Here is a 16745-nt window from a genome sequence, read left to right on the forward strand (position 1 = left end):
CGTTTCGCAACAACACGCGGTTACTGGTTACTGGCCTGCATCGCTTCAACTTGCATATGGATCTGTTTGGTGGCCGCATCGAGCGCCGCCTGCGGTTCCTGTTTGCCGGTCAGGCTCAGCTCCAGCGCGGCGTTCGCCGGGCCCCACACTTCGCCCATCTCCGGAATGCCCGGCATTGCCGTCGCGCGCGCCGCCTGTACCGCCACAGCGCTGGCTTTTTCGTCGTTTTTGATAACCGGATCGTCAATCATCGCTTTCTGCGCCGGGATTTCACGCGTGGCGATATAGCGCGTTTTCACGTACTGCGGCTGGTTGATAAATTCGATGAATTGCTGGGCGAGCTTTTTGTCTTTGCTCCAGGTCGAAACGACATAACCTTTCACACCGAGGAAAGAACTCATCGGTTTGCCGTCTGGTAAGTTTGGCAGCGGCGCAACGCCGTAATTGATCCCCGCCGCTTCATACGGCTGGAACGCCCATGGGCCATTGATTACCGCTGCGGCTTTTTTCTCGGTAAACAGTGAATCGATGGCGTTCAGGCCGTTATCGCCGAGGGTGCCGGAGGGAAATACGCCTTCGGCATAGAATTTTTTCAGGAAGGTAACGGCTTCCACCGCGCCCGGTTTATTGAGGCCAATATCCTGCGGGTTGAAACCGCCTTTATCGTTTTTACCAAACAGGTAGCCGCCCTCCGGCCCGATCGCGCCCCAGCTGTAGTAAATCTGGTCAAACTTGGCCAGCAGCCCGTATTTATCTTGTGCGCGCTGTTTTTTCGAATAGTCGAGCCATTCCGGCAGGCTTTGCAGCGGCTTATCAATCAGTTCCTTGTTATAGATAAGCACGAGGGTTTCCACCGCTTTCGGCACACCATACAGCGTGTTATCCAGACGAAAGGCGTTAATCGACGCAGGCGTAAAGGCGTCAACTTTTTCTTTATCCAGATTCAGGGGGGTCAGCAACCCTTGCACCACCGCGCCACCCAGTTGATCATTAGGAATGACCAGCACATCCGGGCCAATGCCGGCCGGGCCATCGAGGCGTAATTTCTCCAGTTGCTGCGCGTAGGGCATCTCCTGCACATTAACTTTGACGTCGTACTTTTGTTCGAAATCTTTTACGGCGTCCTGAATGCCGACCGACTTTTTGATGTCTTCCCAGACATTCAGCTGCTGAGTGGCGGCGTGCGCCGACAGGCTAACCGTCTGGCCAACGGCGAGTGCAGAGAGGATCAGTGCAGTAAGTGTGTTCTTTTTCATTATCAACCTCATGTCAAGGTATAACAATTTTGTGGTTTTTATGGCGCAGCATCAGGATACCTTTTAAACAAACCACCTGATATTGCAGGGTTTAAGACGTATTCACCCGCCTTATTGAATTTGTTATACGCTACGCTTTAACAATTAATAAAACGAGCATAAACGGTGAGTTATGTGACCGGCATTACAGAAATGAAAATTCGATATAGGGCGCAAAAACACTGGAAGTTATAGTCATAGCAAGATTTTTCGCCGTTACGCAGCAACGCCAGATGATTGTTATACGTAATACAAAAAACACTCAGCGCATGGCATAAACGGTAAATAACGGCTACTACATTCGGGGAACGTTGATGTCCAATATACGACTGAGGAATGTCACCAAACGGTTTGGCGACACGGTGACGCTGAACAATGTCAATTTGTCGATTGATGATGGCGAATTCGCGGTATTTGTCGGCCCTTCCGGCTGCGGTAAATCCACCATGCTGCGCATGATTGCCGGTCTGGAAGAGGTCAGCGAAGGCGAAGTGTTGATTGGCGATGAAGTGATGAACGATGTCGCGCCGGCACATCGCGGCGTGTCGATGGTGTTTCAGTCTTACGCGCTCTATCCCCATATGACCGTGGCGGAAAATATGGGCTACGGGCTGAAAGTGAACAAAGTACCGAAAGAGGAGATCCGCCGCCAGGTAGAGATGGTGGCGAAAACCCTGCAACTAAGCCACCTGCTGGACCGAAAACCGAAACAGCTCTCCGGCGGCCAGCGCCAGCGCGTCGCCATTGGCCGCGCGATTGTGCGTAACCCACGTGTGTTTATGTTCGACGAGCCGCTCTCAAACCTCGATGCCGAACTGCGCGTCGAGATGCGCCTGCACATTGCGCGCCTGCACCAGGAGCTGAAAACCACCATGGTGTATGTCACGCACGATCAGGTGGAAGCAATGACGCTGGCGGATAAAATCGTGGTGATGAACTACGGCAATGTCGAGCAGATGGGCTCGCCGATGTCGCTCTACTACAACCCGAAAAACAAATTTGTCGCCGGGTTTATTGGCTCGCCGAAGATGAATTTCCTGCCCGCAACGGTTAGCGCCTGGCAACCCGGCGAAGTGACTATCACGCTGGCGCAGGGGCATCAATTAACGCTCGGTATCGACACCTCGCGGCTGGAGCCCGGTGCTTCGATCACGCTCGGCATTCGTCCGGAGCATCTCTCCACGGATGTCACGCGTGGTACGCCGCTGGAATTTCAGTGTGAAGTGGTGGAACGGCTGGGTAATAACACCTACCTGTTTGGTCAGTGCTACGGTCATGACAACATCAAAATTCTGCTGCCGGGGGATGTCCATTTCCGCCCGTGGCAGAAAATTACCCTCGCCTTTGATAGCCGCCACTGCATGATTTTCGACGATCGGGATCTGCGCGTCAGCGCCGATATTCCGGTGCCAAACCCGGACTCCCCGGACGGCCCGATCAATTGATTTTCACTCATCAAGGATAAGTGCTGCTCCGTTTTGCGTGTTTTTCATCAGATAGGCTTTGACTACCCTTATCTGCATCGACACCAAAAACACATTAACGGAGCCATGATGAAAGCTATCGCTATTACCCACGCCGCGCAGAACGGCAGTAATCTGGATTTTCTTACCGACATTGAACTGCCGCAACCGACCGCCAGCGGCCACGACTTACTGGTGGAAGTGAAAGCCGTTTCCGTCAACCCGGTGGACACCAAAGTGCGCGCCGGTTTTAACGCCGATACACCGCGCGTGCTGGGCTGGGATGCCGTTGGCGTGGTGACTGCCGTGGGGGAAGCGGTAACGTTATTCCAGCCGGGCGATGAAGTGTGGTACGCCGGCGCGTTGACCCGCCCCGGCAGCAACAGTGAATTCCAGTTGGTGGACGAACGCATTGCGGCGCGCAAACCGAAAACGCTGGATAACGCTGCCGCCGCCGCGCTGCCCTTAACCGCCATTACCGCCTGGGAGTTATTGTTCGACCGTCTTGGCATCAAAGAGGGCGGCAACGAAAATGATGTGCTGCTGATTGTTGGCGCAGCGGGCGGCGTAGGCTCGATCATGACACAGCTGGCTCGTAAGCTAACGCGCTTAACGGTCATTGGTACGGCATCTCGCCCCGCCAGCCAGCAGTGGGTAAAAGAGCTGGGTGCGCATTATGTGATTGACCACAGCAAACCGCTGACCGAAGAGCTGGCGCGCATTGGCATCAAACAGGTTTCACACGTTGCCAGCCTCAATAATACCGAAGAGCATTATCAGCAGCTGATTAACGCCCTGAAACCGCAGGGTAAACTGGCGCTGATTGACGATCCGCACAGCCTGGACGCGATGCCGCTGAAGGTGAAAAGCATTTCGCTGCACTGGGAGTTTATGTTTACCCGCTCAATGTTCACCACTGACGATATGATTGCCCAGCATCAGTTGCTTTCACGCGTGGCGCAGCTGATCGATGAAGGCGTGTTAAAAACCACGCTTGGCGAGCACTTTGGCACCATCAATGCCGTGAATCTGCGCAAAGCCCATGCGCTGCTGGAAAGCCAGCGGGCGGTGGGGAAAATCGTGCTGGAAGGGTTTGCGGGCTGACGATTAGCCAGGATTATTCTTAAAGGTTACAAGCGGATAGCGAAAATCGCCGTCCGCTTTTCCTGCTCTGCCCTGGGTTTGCTTACACTTTTTACCAAAGCGTTATTTTTTCGTAGTTGCTCCACTGTCCGTTAACGGCAATGATGGCGTGCTATTTATGCAACCGCGTGAAATGTATAAGAACAACCTGGAGAGAGTATGAGTAAAACAAAAATGATGCTTCTGGGCGCGCTGTTGGCAACCGCCTCGACGGCCTTTGCCGCACCGCAAACCGCTACACCAGGCGCTACCGGGCCGCAATCTTACGAAATTAATGAGTTTGTCGCCGACTTTACGAAATTCACCATTGGCGACACCGTACCGGAAATGTACCGCAGCGAAGAGTACAACATTAAACAGTGGCAACTGCGTAACCTGCCAGCCCCCGAAGCCGGTAGCCACTGGACCTATATGGGCGGCAACTACGTGCTTATCACCGATGCCGAAGGCAAAATCCTCAAAGCCTATAACGGCGACATTTTTTACCATCGCTAAACCAGGAGCTGAATGATTATTCGCCGCTGGCAGGAAAGTGACAGACCGTTTTTACGCACCCTTTTTTTACACGCCCGCAAAGAGAGCTGGCACTGGCTTGATGGCAGCGACTGGCGGCTGGAAGATTTTGACGCCGCCACGCTCGATGAAACCATCTGGGTCGCCGAAGAAGAGGGTCACCGGCTGGGGTTCGCCTCGGTGTACGAAAACGACAATTTCCTGCACAACCTGTTTGTCGACCCGGCCTTTCAGGGCAAAGGCGTCGGCAGCGCTCTGCTCAAACATGCGCAATCCACCTTTACCGGCACTGGCGCACTGAAATGCCTGCTGCATAACAAAGCCGCACTGGCGTTTTATCAGCACCATGGCTGGCATATCGAAGCACAGGGCGTTTCGCCGGAAGGGGATTACGTGCTGATGCACTATCTGAAGAAGTAAAAAACCTCTCCCGAACGGGAGAGGTTGATGGATTTACACCGCGCGAAACGCGATATCGCCAGGAATGACTTCACCCTGCCAGTAAAGCTGCGCGGCTACGCGCCCGGCAAGTTGACGGTAGATAGCGGTAAATTCGCTGTCCGGGCGGCTCACCACGGTCGGCGTGCCTTTATCCAGATCTTCACGCAGCGAAATATGCAGCGGCATCTGCCCCAACAACTCGGTGTGATACTGCTCAGCCAGTTTTTCCGCACCGCCGGTGCCGAAAATCGGTTCGTGATGACCGCAGTTGCTGCAAATGTGCATGCTCATGTTTTCAACAATACCGAGCACTGGCACTTCCACTTTCTCGAACATAACGATGCCTTTTTTGGCGTCGATCAGCGCGATATCCTGCGGCGTTGTCACCACCAGCGCGCCGGTCACCGGAATGTTTTGCGCCAGCGTCAGCTGAATATCACCGGTACCTGGCGGCATATCCAGCACCAGATAATCCAGATCGGGCCACATGGACTCCTGCAACAGTTGCAGCAGCGCTTTGCTGGCCATCGGGCCGCGCCACACCATGGCGTTATCATCGGTAACCAGGTAGCCAATCGAGTTGGTCGCCAGACCGTGGGCGATAATCGGCGCCATATGCGTACCGTCCGGCGAGGTAGGACGCTCGTGCTCCGCACCGAGCATGACCGGGATCGACGGGCCATAAATATCGGCGTCGAGAATACCGACTTTCGCCCCTTCCGCCGCCAGCGCCAGCGCCAGGTTTACCGCCGTGGAGGATTTCCCTACCCCGCCCTTGCCGGAACTGACGGCAATGATGTTTTTCACACCGTTGACGCCCGGCTGGTTCTTCACACGTTTTAAGGTGGCGATGTTGTGCGACAGCTTCCAGTCGATGGCGCGCGCGCCGGTCAGCCGCAGCAATTCGGCGCTGCACTGCGCTTTTAACGCTTCAAACGCGCTGCGCCAGACAAACGGCATCAGCAACTCAACGTGCAGGGTGTCATCCAGCCATGCGACATGATGTACCGCTTTTAAAGCAGTGAGATTGTGCTTCAGGGTTGGGTGCTGAAAATCGGCCAGCGTCCCGGTGACAATCGCGCGTAACGCTTCCGGGGATTTGGCCTGGGATTGCGAACTCATCCCGACTCCTTTGTAGTTGTTCTGAAAACGACATTGTAGCCAGCAAGTTTACCCCACGGGCAACAATTATTCATTTACGGATAAATGCCGTTAACGCATGGATTAATTATTACTCATGTATTCATATAGGGATTGAAAGGTTCTTAAAGCCCTTAGTACTTACTGGGGAGCTATCTTTACCAAAAAGATTAATATAGGGATAAAAACGCGCCAAAAGGCCTTCTCGCGTGGCGCAATATTTACCTTTTTGGTAATATTTCTCCCCCTTTTTCTCAAGAAGATGTAATGCCTACTATGACTCAAGTCGCGAAGAAAATTCTGGTAACGTGCGCACTGCCGTACGCCAACGGCTCCATCCACCTCGGCCATATGCTGGAGCACATCCAGGCTGATGTCTGGGTCCGTTACCAGCGAATGCGCGGCCACGAGGTCAACTTCATCTGTGCGGACGATGCCCACGGCACGCCGATCATGCTGAAAGCGCAGCAACTGGGGATCACCCCGGAGCAGATGATTGCCGACATGAGTCAGGAGCATCAGACCGATTTTGCTGGCTTTAACATCAGCTACGACAACTACCACTCGACGCACAGCGACGAGAACCGCGAGCTGTCGGAGCTTATCTATACCCGCCTGAAAGAGAACGGTTTTATTAAAAACCGCACCATCTCTCAGCTCTACGATCCGGAAAAAGGCATGTTCCTGCCGGACCGTTTTGTCAAAGGCACCTGCCCGAAATGTAAATCACCGGATCAGTATGGCGATAACTGCGAAGTATGTGGCGCGACCTACAGCCCGACCGAGCTGATTGAGCCGAAGTCGGTGGTTTCCGGCGCGACGCCGGTCATGCGTGATTCCGAGCACTTCTTCTTCGATCTGCCGTCATTTAGCGAAATGTTGCAGGCGTGGACGCGCAGCGGCGCGTTGCAGGAGCAGGTGGCGAACAAAATGCAGGAGTGGTTCGAATCCGGCTTGCAGCAGTGGGATATCTCCCGCGATGCGCCTTACTTCGGTTTCGAAATTCCAGGCGCGCCGGGCAAATATTTCTACGTCTGGCTGGATGCGCCGATTGGCTACATGGGGTCGTTCAAAAACCTGTGCGACAAGCGCGGCGATACCACCAGCTTTGATGCGTACTGGCAGAAAGATTCCGACGCCGATCTGTATCACTTCATCGGTAAAGATATCGTCTATTTCCACAGCCTGTTCTGGCCCGCAATGCTCGAAGGCAGCGGTTTCCGCAAGCCGACCAACCTGTTCGTACACGGCTACGTGACGGTGAACGGCGCGAAGATGTCCAAATCGCGCGGGACGTTTATCAAAGCCAGCACCTGGCTGAACCATTTCGACGCCGACAGCCTGCGCTATTACTACGCGGCGAAGCTCTCTTCGCGCATTGATGATATCGATCTTAACCTCGAAGATTTCATCCAGCGCGTGAATGCCGACATCGTCAACAAAGTGGTAAACCTCGCCTCGCGTAACGCCGGTTTTATCAATAAACGTTTTGACGGCGTGCTGGCAGCAGAGCTTGCAGACCCTGCGCTGTACAAAACCTTTACCGACGCGGCAGCGACCATCAGCGAAGCGTGGGAGAGCCGTGAGTTCGGCAAAGCGGTACGCGAAATTATGGCGCTGGCCGATGTGGCGAACCGTTACGTTGACGAACAAGCACCGTGGGTGGTGGCGAAACAGGAAGGCCGCGAGGCCGATCTGCAGGCCATTTGCACCATGGGGCTGAACATGTTCCGCGTGCTGATGACGTGGCTGAAACCGGTTCTGCCGTCGCTGGCGGAGCGCGCCGAAGCGTTCCTCAACACGACGCTTGAGTGGGATGCCATCAACCAGCCGCTGCTCGGCCACAAAGTTAACGCCTTCAAAGCGTTGTATAACCGTATCGAAATGAAACAGGTGGAAGCACTGGTGGAAGCGTCAAAAGAGGAAGTGAAAGCGGCTGCCGCACCGGTAACCGGCGAGCTGGCGGATAACCCGATTCAGGAAACCATCAGCTTTGACGATTTCGCGAAAGTCGATCTGCGCGTGGCGCTGATTGAAAACGCCGAGTTCGTCGAAGGTTCCGACAAACTGCTGCGCCTGACGCTGGATCTGGATGGCGAAAAACGCAATGTCTTCTCCGGCATCCGTTCCGCGTACCCGGACCCGAGCGCGCTGATCGGTCGCCTGACGGTGATGGTCGCCAACCTCGCGCCGCGCAAAATGCGTTTTGGTATCTCCGAAGGGATGGTGATGGCCGCCGGCCCTGGCGGAAAAGATATCTTCCTGTTAAGCCCCGATAGCGGCGCAAAAGCAGGCCAGCAAGTGAAGTAAAAAATAAGGCGCTGAATTCAGCGCCTTTTTCTATACTCAATTTTGCATTACCAAACATTACTTCACATGGAAAACAGGGGAATATCGTGAAATTGAGTAAATTCATCGCCGCACTCTTTTCTGTCGCTTTACTCATTGGTCTGACCGGCTGTGGGGAAAAAGAGCAGAGTAAAACCTTTACCTTTGCGCAGGCGGGCACGGAAGTGACGCTGACCTATTACTACAAAGGTGACGAGGTTGAACGCCAGACCGCCAAAAATAAAATCGAGTACGCTTCCATTGGCGCGAAGACAAAAGACGAGGCGATGAAAGTGCTGGATCCGATCAGCAAAAAATACCAGAGCATTAAAGGGATCAAAGAGAGCGTGGATTATCAGGAAACCTACGCGCAAGAGACGCTGGATGTGGATTACAACGAGGTCGATTTTGCTGCGCTGAACAACCTGCAGGGTTCCGAGTTTACCGGCACGGTCAATGGCAAAATCAGCATGAAGAAATCAGAAGAGCTGCTGAAATCACGCGGCTTTAAAGAAGTGCAGTAAGTCCTGTCCTCCTTCAAGCTGCGCGTTGTTGGCGATGCCCGCCTGGCGCTAAACCACCAGCGATGCAGCCTGAAGGAGTATCGATTATTCCGCGTCGGTTTTACCCTTCGGTTTTTGCTCGCGTACCGCCAGACCACGTAGGAAATAACGCATCACCTGATCGCCGCATTCGCGGAAATTCTTATGATCCGGCGCACGCATCATGGCAGTGATTTCCGGCATCGAGATGCGGAACTGTTGGGCAGTAAGAATAGCCAGAATATCGTCAGTCTTTAACGAAAAGGCGATACGCAGCTTTTTCAGCACAATGTTGTTATTCAGCTTGCGTTCAGCCACCAGCGGCGGCGCGGTTTCATCTTTGCCACGCTTTTCATAAATAAGACCGTTCAGAAACGCGGACAACACAATATCCGGGCACGGCTTATAACCTTCCTCGTCTTCTTTGCGCAACCAGGGCGCCAGCTGTTCAACGGTCACTGCCGTGTCTGCCAGTGCCAGAATGCGCACCAGCGCGGTGTTATCAGCTTGCAGGGTGTAACGCACGCTGCGCAGGATATCGTTATTAAGCATATTTGTTTCCGGAAATGATGAACCAGCGCGCAGTGTAGGCATCGCACAGGAATTTACAACCCCAACGCCTCTTTTAAATTTTTCAGATAACGTCGACTCACCGGCACCGTCAGGCCATCGCGCAGCAGTAGCTCCGCCTGGCCGTTATCTTCCAGGCGGATCTCTTTCAGGTGCGCCATATTGACCAGGTACTGGCGGTGGCAGCGCACCAGCGGCGTACGGCTCTCCAGCGTGCGCAGCGTCAGCTCGGTAAACCCCTCTTTGCCCTCCTGGCTGGTCACATACACGCCGCTCATGCGGCTACTGACAAACGCCACTTCGTCCATCTGCAATAACCAGATCCGGCTATGCCCGGTACAGGGAATGAATTTCAGCGCTTCCTGGTTTTCCGGCAGCACCGACACATCCTGCACGTTTCGCTCAAGGCGCAAGCGGCTGAGGGTTTTCTCCAGGCGGCGGGCTTCAATCGGTTTAAGCAGATAATCGAACGCGTGTTCTTCAAACGCCTGCACCGCGTACTCATCAAACGCGGTCAGGAACACGACATACGGCCGGTTTCCCGGATCGAGCATCCCGACCATCTCCAGCCCGCTAATGCGCGGCATCTGGATATCAAGAAACAGCACATCCGGACGCAGTTTATGCACCGCGCCAATCGCTTCGACGGCGTTGCCGCACTCGCCAACAATCTCAATATCGCTCTCTTCCTGAAGCAGGATACGCAGGTTTTCCCGGGCCAGCGGTTCATCATCAACAATCAGCACTTTTAACATGCGTGTTCCTCCAGCGGGAGTCGTAGGGTAATGCGGGTAAACAGATCCGGCTCACAGGCAATAGTAATGCCGCACTCATCGCCAAACCGCGCGCGCAGGCGCTTATCCACCAGGCTCATCCCTAATCCACTGGCGTCGGTTTTCGGCTGGTACAACCCGGCATTGTCTTCAATATCCAGCACCAGATGCCGCCCGTCCTGGCTGGCGTTAATCATAATCTCGCCCACGCCGAGCAGGTGCGACGTGCCATGTTTGATGGCATTTTCCACGATCGGTTGCAGGGTAAACGCCGGAAGTTGCAGGTGCGACAGCGCTTCCGGCACATGTAATTGCACCTGCAAGCGCGACTGAAAACGCGCTTTTTCAATTTGCAGGTAGGCGTTCACATGTTCAATTTCGTCCGCCAGCGTTACCACTTCCGACGGACGTTTTAAGTTTTTACGAAAGAACGTTGAGAGATATTGCACCAGCAACCCGGCCTGATCGCTGTCGCGGCGGATCACTGCTTTTAGCGTGTTCAGGGCATTAAACAGGAAATGCGGATTTACCTGCGCGTGCAGCAGTTTGATTTCCGACTGGGTGAGCAGCGCCTTTTGCCGCTCATACTGCCCGGCAAGGATCTGCGCCGAAAGCAGTTGCGCAATCCCCTCGCCCAGCGTGCGGTTGATGGAGCTGAACAGGCGGTTTTTCGCTTCATACAACTTAATCGTCCCCACCACGCGCTGGTTTTCGCCGCGCAGCGGGATCACCAGCGTCGAACCGAGCTTGCATTGCGGGTGGAGCGAACATTGGTAAGGCACTTCGTTGCCGTCGGCATAAACCACTTCCCCGGTTTCAATGGCGCGCTGCGTCCAGACCGACGAGATGGGCCGCCCCGGCAGATGGTGATCGTCGCCGGTGCCGGTGAAGGCCAGCAGTTTTTCCCTGTCGGTTATCGCCACCGCGCCAATATCGAGCTCTTTATAGAGCACCAGCGCCACCTTCATGCTGTTCTCTTCGTTAAAGCCCTGGCGCAGAAACCCTTCCGTCGACGCTGCCACTTTTAATGCAGTGGCGGAAAACGCCGAGGTGTACTTTTCGAACATCGCGCGCTTATCGAGCAGGATGCGCATAAACAGCGCCGCACCAACGGTGTTGGTGACCATCATTGGCGCGGCGATGCTTTGCACCAGGTGTAACGCACTATCAAACGGACGGGCGATAAGCAGAATAATCAGCATCTGGATCAGCTCCGCCACGCAAGTTACCGCCCCGGCGGTAAACGGGCTAAACACCAGATCGGTGCGCCCGCGTTTGATTAGCGCGCGGTGTACCAGGCCGCCGAGCAACCCTTCAACAAACGTAGAGAGCATGCAGCTCAGCGCGGTCATGCCGCCCATCGAATAGCGGTGAATACCGCCGGTTAACCCGACAAGACCGCCCACTAACGGGCCACCGAGCAGGCCGCCCATTACCGCGCCAATCGCGCGCGTGTTGGCAATAGAATCCTCGATATGCAGGCCGAAATAGGTACCGAGAATGCAGAAAATGGAGAAGGTGACATAGCACAGCAGCTTATGCGGTAAGCGCACGGTTACCTGCATCAGCGGAATGAACAGCCGCGTTTTGCTCATCAACCAGGCGATAACCAGAAACACGCACATCTGCTGAAGCAGCAGCAACACCAGATTGAACTCGTACATACCCGCCACACCACATCAACCAAAGCGCGTAACATACAGGGTGTTTTCAGATGTTTCTTTGAAGCGCTGCAAAAAAATACAAAATCGTGCTCCGCATCACAAAGTAAGCCACATTGATTAACCGTTCGCACACATTTTGCGCAATTTTGCGGCTGCGCATCCTGTGCCAGGCGGCAGCGGCTACAGTTATACAGGGAGTCGGCTGGCGAGGGTAACACCATGGCGCTTTACACAATCGGTGAAGTGGCGTTGTTATGCGAAATCAACCCCGTGACGCTGCGGGCCTGGCAGCGACGTTATGGACTATTGCAACCCCAGCGCACGGATGGCGGCCACCGGTTATTCACCGAAGAGGACATTGACCGCATCCGGGAGATCAAACGCTGGATAGAGACCGGCGTGCAGGTCAGCAAAGTGCAAAAGCTGCTCTCTTCAGCGCTGGAAGAGACGCGAGATGGCTGGCGCGCCCAGCAGGAAACCGCCCTGCAATACCTGCAACAGGGCGACCCGCATCGCCTGCATCAGTGGATCAAAGAGCACGGGCGCGACTACCCGGCGCAGGCGCTGGCAACACATCTGCTTATCCCCTTACGATTGCGGCTACAAACTCAGCAGCCCGCCCTGCTGGCGATGCTGAGCCTGCTTGACGGGATCCTGATCAATTACATTTCCGGCTGCCTGACTTCTGCGCGTAAAAAACCGGGTAAAGACGCGCTGGTGATTGGCTGGAATGTGCAGGACACCACGCGGCTGTGGCTGGAGGGCTGGATGGCAAGCCAGCAGGGATGGCGGGTGGATATTCTGGCGCACGCCCTGCCCCAGTTGCGCCCGGAGATGTTTCCCGGCCGGACACTGCTGGTGTGGTGCGGCGAAACACCGGGCGAAGCACAGCAACAGCAGATGCTGGCATGGCGCGAAGCGGGGCACAGCGTCTGGTTGCTCGGCATTTAATGTTTTATTAACAACTCAACTTGCCTTTATAATGCCAGCCTGATTCAGAAGGAGCATAAAATGAAGTCTGGTAAAATTGTTGTTATCGCTATCTTTTTGCTGATGGCCATCGGCGGAATTGGTGGCGTCATGCTCGCCGGTTATTCGTTTATTGTGCGTGGCGGTGTCGGTTGAGCCGCTGCGCCAGCCGCTCAAATCCCCGATCGACAATAATCGCTGCCAGCGCCACCAGCACCGCCCCCTGCACCACATAAGCCGTATTAAAACCGCTCAGGCCAATGATGATTGGCGTCCCCAGCGTACTTGCACCGACCGTAGACGCGATAGTGGCGGTGCCGATATTAATGATCACCGACGTGCGTACCCCGGCGATTATCATCGGTGCGGCGAGCGGCAACTCCGCTTTCAACAACCGCTGCCACGCGCTCATGCCCATGCCTTTCGCCACGCTTTGCACACTTTCCGGCACCGAGGCGATCCCCGCCAGCGTGCCCTGCAAGATCGGCAATACGCCATATAGCACCAGCGCAATAATCGCCGGTTGTTTACCAAAGCCCATTACCGGCACGGCAATCGCCAGCACCGCCACCGGGGGAAAAGTTTGCCCCACGGCGGCAATGGTTTCCGCCAGCGGGCGAAACTCCCGCCCGGCAGAACGCGTGACCGCAACGCCTGCGCCGACCCCCAGCACAATCGCAATCACACTGGAAACCGCGACCAGCGAGAAATGGGCGACGGTCAGCGAAATAAAACTCTCCTGCAAATAGACCGGGCGCGGGAGCTGCGGAAAAAGTGTACTGAACAGCGCCGCGCTATGCGGTAACCAGACCAGCAGCGCAACAAACAGCGCCATCAGCCACAGCAGCGGGTCACGCAGGATCTTCACAGGCGGCCTCCACGCGCAGCAAATCACGAAAATGCAGGCTGCCGCAGGGCTGCCCCTGCGCATTATTCACCGGCAATACTTCGCACTGCTGGGCGACAAACGCCGAGAGCGCTTCACGCAGCGTCATCGCTTCATGAAGCGGTTCGCCGACAGCAACGCGTTCACTGCGCAGATAAGCGCTCACCTGCCGCAATGAGAGCAGCCGCACGCCAAGCTCGCTGCGGCCAAAAAACTCGCGCACAAAATCGTTACGCGGCGCGGTCAGCATCGATAACGGCGTCCCTTGCTGGACCACCTTTCCGCCATCCATCAGCACCAGGTGATCGGCCAGTTGCAAGGCTTCATCAATGTCATGCGTCACCAGCACAATGGTGCGCCCAAGCAGGCGGTGAATGCGCACCATCTCCTGCTGTAACGCCGCGCGGGTTACGGGATCAAGCGCGCCGAAAGGTTCATCCATTAACAGCACTTCCGGGTCGGCGGCAAGCGCGCGGGCAACGCCCACCCGCTGCTGCTGCCCTCCGGAGAGCTGATGCGGAAAGCGCTCGCGCAGGGCAGGCTCCAGACCCAGCAGAGCCATCAGTTCATCGACCCGCGCGTCGCGCTTCGCGCGTGACCACTTTTGCAGTTGCAGCACGGTGGCTATGTTCTGCGCCACCGTCCAGTGAGGAAATAAACCTATCGACTGAATGGCATACCCCATGCGACGGCGCAGCTCCAGCACTGGCAGCGAGCGGATATCCGTCCCGGCAAAAGTAATTGTGCCTTCATCGTGTTCCACCAGCCGGTTAATCATCTTCAGGGTGGTGGATTTTCCGGAACCCGAGGTGCCAATCAGCACCGAAAACGCGCCCGTTTTAACGTGCAAATCGAGATGGCTCACCGCGGACTGCCCGGCAAAGGTTTTACTGACGTTATTAAATTCAATCATGCTGTTTCACCTTCAGCAGCGCTATCCCTAAGCCAAATAACGCATCAACGATCACCGCCATAGCGATAACCGGAATGACGCCCAGCAGCACCAGATCCAGCGCGCTGCTCAGCAGCCCCTGAAAGACCAGCGCACCAAACCCACCCGCACCGATCAATGCGGCAATCACCGCCATCCCGACCGTTTGCACCGCCACCACCCGCAGGCTGCGCAGTAACAGCGGAAGCGCCAGCGGCACGCGCACCTGCCAGAAACGCTGGCGCGCGCTCATGCCCATCGCTTCGGCGCTTTCCAGCACCTCCTGCGGCACCTGGTTTAACCCGGCGACCACACCGCGCACCAGCGGCAGTAAGGCATAGAGGATTAACGCAATCAGCGCGGGTGTCATGCCAGTGCCGGCAATCCCCAACTGGCTAAGTTCGGGGAATTGCTTTACCAGCCCGGCTAACGGCGCAATCAGTAAGCCAAACAGCGCCACCGACGGAATGGTTTGAATGACGTTGAGCACCGCGAACACCGGTCCCTGGCGAGAGGGATGACGATAGCACCACAGCCCGATGGCAAAGCCGACCACCAGCGCAGGTAGCAACGTGCCAAACAACAGCGTTAAATGCTGCGCCAGCGCATCGTTGAACACATCCTGCCGATTGGTGTATTCGCGTAGCAGCGAGAGATTATCCAGCGCGCCGCTGAGCAATAAATAGAGAGGAAGGCACCACACCTGCGCATGCAGCAACCAGCGCCACACGAGGTTGGACACAACGCGGCGAATCGCATCGCTACAGGCCAACAGCGTTAGCGCCAGCCACAGCCACAACCCGCTGCCGGGCGATGTGCGCGCCAGCGGGCTGCCCGTCTGCACGAGATCGGTCGCCGCCCTGCCCGCGCTCCATATCAGCAGGCAGAACAGCGCCTCAGTAAACAGCAACGTTGCCACCTGCGCACCGCGACCGGGAATAAAGCTGATTGCCAGTAAGAGACAGGGCGCAAGTAGCCACAGTGCGGAAAAAAGCTGCCATAAGGCGCGGCTTTCACCGGAAACCAGCCGGTTTGGCGCATAGTTCACAAACGGCAGCCACGCCGCCAGCCCGCCCAGCACCGCCAACAGCAACAACACACGGTTATGGCAGCGTATCGAAACATCCATAGGGGTAATTATTTCACCAGGCCTTTTTCTTTCAGGTAGTCTGCCGCAACTTTCTTCGCATCCAGTCCTTCCACCGCAATACTGGCGTTGAGTTTTTGCAGCGTTTTCTCATCCAGGCTGGCAAACACCGGTTTCAGCCACGTATCAAGTTCCGGGTAGGCTTTCAGTACAGATTCGCGTACTACCGGCGTTGGTGCGTAGATGGGCTGCACACCTTTCGGGTCGCTCAGGGTTTGCAGACCGAGCGCCGCCACCGGGCCATCCGTACCGTAGGCCATCGCCGCGTTAACGCCGGAGGTTTGCTGCGCCGCCGCTTTGATGGTGACCGCCGTATCGCCACCGGCCAGCGACAGCAGCTGATCCTGCTTCAATTTAAAGTCATAGGCTTTTTCAAACGCGGGCAGCGCATCGGTACGTTCAATGAATTCAGCCGACGCGGCGAGCTTAAATTCACCGCCCTGCTTCAGGTAGCGGCTCAGATCCTCCAGCGAGTTAAGTTTGTTTTTCTGCGCCACATCCTGACGCACCGCGATTGTCCAGGTGTTGTTCGCCGGGGCGGGGGTTAGCCATACCAGTTTGTTTTTTTCAGCATCCAGCCTTTTGACTTTTTCGTAGCCCTGCTGCGCGTTTTTCCACGCGGCATCGTTCTCATCTTTAAAGAAGAAGGCGCCGTTACCGGTGTACTCCGGGTAAATATCCAGCTCGCCAGAGGTGATCGCGCCGCGCACCACTGGCGTGGTGCCGAGTTGCACTTTATTGACTGTTTTTACGCCATGACTTTCCAGAACCTGCAAAATGATATTGCCCAGCAGCGCCCCTTCGGTATCAATTTTGGAACCGACCTTCACCGGCTCCGCCGCCTGCAGCGGGAGGCTCACCGCGGCCATCAACCCTACTGAGCACGCAATCTTTTTCATGATTGTCATTGTACTTCCCTCATTTTTTACCGCCTTTTTCA

At 55.7% G+C, this 16745-nt stretch carries 17 protein-coding genes; 8 read left to right on the plus strand and 9 right to left on the minus strand.

Annotated features, from left to right (window positions below; all coding sequences use genetic code 11):
- Nucleotides 1-20: 20 nt before the first annotated feature.
- The gene (locus DFO56_RS12795; RefSeq protein ID WP_045510771.1) at nucleotides 21-1256 is read right to left on the minus strand and encodes an extracellular solute-binding protein; all 1236 of its coding nucleotides are present in this window, start codon (nucleotides 1254-1256) and stop codon (nucleotides 21-23) included.
- Nucleotides 1257-1609: 353 nt separating this feature from the next.
- On the opposite strand from DFO56_RS12795, the gene DFO56_RS12800 reads away from it, so the two are divergent.
- The 4 genes from DFO56_RS12800 (at nucleotide 1610) to DFO56_RS12815 (ending at nucleotide 4834) form a co-directional block, all read left to right on the plus strand.
- Nucleotides 1610-2740 carry an ABC transporter ATP-binding protein gene (locus DFO56_RS12800; protein ID WP_045510773.1) on the plus strand — a complete coding sequence of 377 codons (1131 nt, stop codon included), beginning with the start codon at nucleotides 1610-1612 and terminating at the stop codon, nucleotides 2738-2740.
- A 108-nt stretch (nucleotides 2741-2848) separates the two neighbouring features.
- Nucleotides 2849-3862 (plus strand): zinc-binding alcohol dehydrogenase family protein, encoded by a 1014-nt coding sequence (locus DFO56_RS12805; protein ID WP_045510775.1) that lies wholly within the window; start codon nucleotides 2849-2851, stop codon nucleotides 3860-3862.
- 198 nt (nucleotides 3863-4060) lie between these two features.
- Entirely contained in the window at nucleotides 4061-4396 is a 336-nt protein-coding gene (locus DFO56_RS12810; RefSeq protein WP_020454353.1) for an RcnB family protein, read from the plus strand.
- A 12-nt stretch (nucleotides 4397-4408) separates the two neighbouring features.
- Nucleotides 4409-4834 (plus strand): GNAT family N-acetyltransferase, encoded by a 426-nt coding sequence (locus DFO56_RS12815; protein WP_020454354.1) that lies wholly within the window; start codon nucleotides 4409-4411, stop codon nucleotides 4832-4834.
- A gap of 33 nt (nucleotides 4835-4867) precedes the next feature.
- Here DFO56_RS12815 and apbC read toward each other — a convergent pair whose 3' ends face one another.
- Nucleotides 4868-5977 carry an iron-sulfur cluster carrier protein ApbC gene (gene apbC, locus DFO56_RS12820; protein WP_045510777.1) on the minus strand — a complete coding sequence of 370 codons (1110 nt, stop codon included), beginning with the start codon at nucleotides 5975-5977 and terminating at the stop codon, nucleotides 4868-4870.
- Between the two features lie 294 nt (nucleotides 5978-6271).
- Here apbC and metG point away from each other — a divergent pair, with 294 nt between their 5' ends.
- Both metG and DFO56_RS12830 read left to right on the plus strand, forming a co-directional pair.
- A complete protein-coding gene (gene metG / locus DFO56_RS12825) occupies nucleotides 6272-8305 on the plus strand; it encodes a methionine--tRNA ligase (RefSeq protein ID WP_045510780.1) in 2034 nt (677 codons plus the stop codon).
- Nucleotides 8306-8391: 86 nt separating this feature from the next.
- Nucleotides 8392-8847 (plus strand): YehR family lipoprotein, encoded by a 456-nt coding sequence (locus DFO56_RS12830; protein ID WP_020454356.1) that lies wholly within the window; start codon nucleotides 8392-8394, stop codon nucleotides 8845-8847.
- An 84-nt stretch (nucleotides 8848-8931) separates the two neighbouring features.
- Here the strand turns inward: DFO56_RS12830 and DFO56_RS12835 are convergent, their stop codons facing one another.
- From DFO56_RS12835 to DFO56_RS12845, 3 genes are read right to left on the minus strand one after another with little or no spacing between them, the layout of a single operon-like run.
- The gene (locus DFO56_RS12835; protein WP_045510781.1) at nucleotides 8932-9417 is read right to left on the minus strand and encodes a DUF1456 family protein; all 486 of its coding nucleotides are present in this window, start codon (nucleotides 9415-9417) and stop codon (nucleotides 8932-8934) included.
- Nucleotides 9418-9470: 53 nt separating this feature from the next.
- Nucleotides 9471-10190: a two-component system response regulator BtsR gene (gene btsR / locus DFO56_RS12840; RefSeq protein WP_017459820.1), complete on the minus strand. Its 720-nt coding sequence runs from the start codon at nucleotides 10188-10190 to the stop codon at nucleotides 9471-9473.
- Entirely contained in the window at nucleotides 10184-11872 is a 1689-nt protein-coding gene (locus tag DFO56_RS12845; RefSeq protein ID WP_020454358.1) for a sensor histidine kinase, read from the minus strand. The genes btsR and DFO56_RS12845 overlap by 7 nt, the downstream gene beginning before the upstream one ends.
- 219 nt (nucleotides 11873-12091) lie before the next feature.
- Here DFO56_RS12845 and mlrA point away from each other — a divergent pair, with 219 nt between their 5' ends.
- Nucleotides 12092-12823, plus strand: coding sequence for an HTH-type transcriptional regulator MlrA (mlrA, locus tag DFO56_RS12850; RefSeq protein ID WP_020454360.1), 732 nt, complete (start codon nucleotides 12092-12094; stop codon nucleotides 12821-12823).
- A gap of 60 nt (nucleotides 12824-12883) precedes the next feature.
- Nucleotides 12884-12997: a protein YohO gene (locus DFO56_RS12855; RefSeq protein ID WP_020454361.1), complete on the plus strand. Its 114-nt coding sequence runs from the start codon at nucleotides 12884-12886 to the stop codon at nucleotides 12995-12997.
- Here the strand turns inward: DFO56_RS12855 and DFO56_RS12860 are convergent.
- Genes DFO56_RS12860 through DFO56_RS12875 form a run of 4 tightly spaced genes read right to left on the minus strand, consistent with a single transcriptional unit; the run spans nucleotide 12972 to nucleotide 16713 of the window.
- Nucleotides 12972-13709, minus strand: coding sequence for an ABC transporter permease (locus DFO56_RS12860; RefSeq protein WP_045510783.1), 738 nt, complete (start codon nucleotides 13707-13709; stop codon nucleotides 12972-12974). The genes DFO56_RS12855 and DFO56_RS12860 overlap by 26 nt on opposite strands.
- The gene (locus DFO56_RS12865; RefSeq protein WP_045510786.1) at nucleotides 13693-14640 is read right to left on the minus strand and encodes an ABC transporter ATP-binding protein; all 948 of its coding nucleotides are present in this window, start codon (nucleotides 14638-14640) and stop codon (nucleotides 13693-13695) included. The genes DFO56_RS12860 and DFO56_RS12865 overlap by 17 nt, the downstream gene beginning before the upstream one ends.
- The gene (locus DFO56_RS12870; RefSeq protein ID WP_045510788.1) at nucleotides 14633-15787 is read right to left on the minus strand and encodes an ABC transporter permease; all 1155 of its coding nucleotides are present in this window, start codon (nucleotides 15785-15787) and stop codon (nucleotides 14633-14635) included. Before DFO56_RS12870 ends, DFO56_RS12865 begins: the two co-directional genes overlap by 8 nt.
- A gap of 8 nt (nucleotides 15788-15795) precedes the next feature.
- Nucleotides 15796-16713: an ABC transporter substrate-binding protein gene (locus tag DFO56_RS12875; protein ID WP_045510790.1), complete on the minus strand. Its 918-nt coding sequence runs from the start codon at nucleotides 16711-16713 to the stop codon at nucleotides 15796-15798.
- Between the last annotated feature and the right edge of the window lie 32 nt (nucleotides 16714-16745).

The organism is Kosakonia sp. AG348, from assembly GCF_003337365.1.
Taxonomy (GTDB): domain Bacteria; phylum Pseudomonadota; class Gammaproteobacteria; order Enterobacterales; family Enterobacteriaceae; genus Kosakonia.

Excerpts from the sequence above, each read along its gene's own strand:
- DFO56_RS12865 (WP_045510786.1), bottom strand. The coding sequence starts at position 14,640 with ATGATTGAATTTAATAACGTCAGTAAAACCTTTGCCGGGCAGTCCGCG.
- DFO56_RS12835 (WP_045510781.1), bottom strand. The coding sequence starts at position 9,417 with ATGCTTAATAACGATATCCTGCGCAGCGTGCGTTACACCCTGCAAGCT.
- DFO56_RS12845 (WP_020454358.1), bottom strand. The coding sequence starts at position 11,872 with ATGTACGAGTTCAATCTGGTGTTGCTGCTGCTTCAGCAGATGTGCGTG.
- DFO56_RS12795 (WP_045510771.1), bottom strand. The coding sequence starts at position 1,256 with ATGAAAAAGAACACACTTACTGCACTGATCCTCTCTGCACTCGCCGTT.
- DFO56_RS12800 (WP_045510773.1), top strand. The coding sequence starts at position 1,610 with ATGTCCAATATACGACTGAGGAATGTCACCAAACGGTTTGGCGACACG.
- btsR (WP_017459820.1), bottom strand. The coding sequence starts at position 10,190 with ATGTTAAAAGTGCTGATTGTTGATGATGAACCGCTGGCCCGGGAAAAC.
- mlrA (WP_020454360.1), top strand. The coding sequence starts at position 12,092 with ATGGCGCTTTACACAATCGGTGAAGTGGCGTTGTTATGCGAAATCAAC.
- DFO56_RS12870 (WP_045510788.1), bottom strand. The coding sequence starts at position 15,787 with ATGGATGTTTCGATACGCTGCCATAACCGTGTGTTGTTGCTGTTGGCG.
- DFO56_RS12805 (WP_045510775.1), top strand. The coding sequence starts at position 2,849 with ATGAAAGCTATCGCTATTACCCACGCCGCGCAGAACGGCAGTAATCTG.
- DFO56_RS12875 (WP_045510790.1), bottom strand. The coding sequence starts at position 16,713 with ATGACAATCATGAAAAAGATTGCGTGCTCAGTAGGGTTGATGGCCGCG.
- DFO56_RS12815 (WP_020454354.1), top strand. The coding sequence starts at position 4,409 with ATGATTATTCGCCGCTGGCAGGAAAGTGACAGACCGTTTTTACGCACC.
- DFO56_RS12810 (WP_020454353.1), top strand. The coding sequence starts at position 4,061 with ATGAGTAAAACAAAAATGATGCTTCTGGGCGCGCTGTTGGCAACCGCC.
- DFO56_RS12855 (WP_020454361.1), top strand. The coding sequence starts at position 12,884 with ATGAAGTCTGGTAAAATTGTTGTTATCGCTATCTTTTTGCTGATGGCC.
- apbC (WP_045510777.1), bottom strand. The coding sequence starts at position 5,977 with ATGAGTTCGCAATCCCAGGCCAAATCCCCGGAAGCGTTACGCGCGATT.
- metG (WP_045510780.1), top strand. The coding sequence starts at position 6,272 with ATGACTCAAGTCGCGAAGAAAATTCTGGTAACGTGCGCACTGCCGTAC.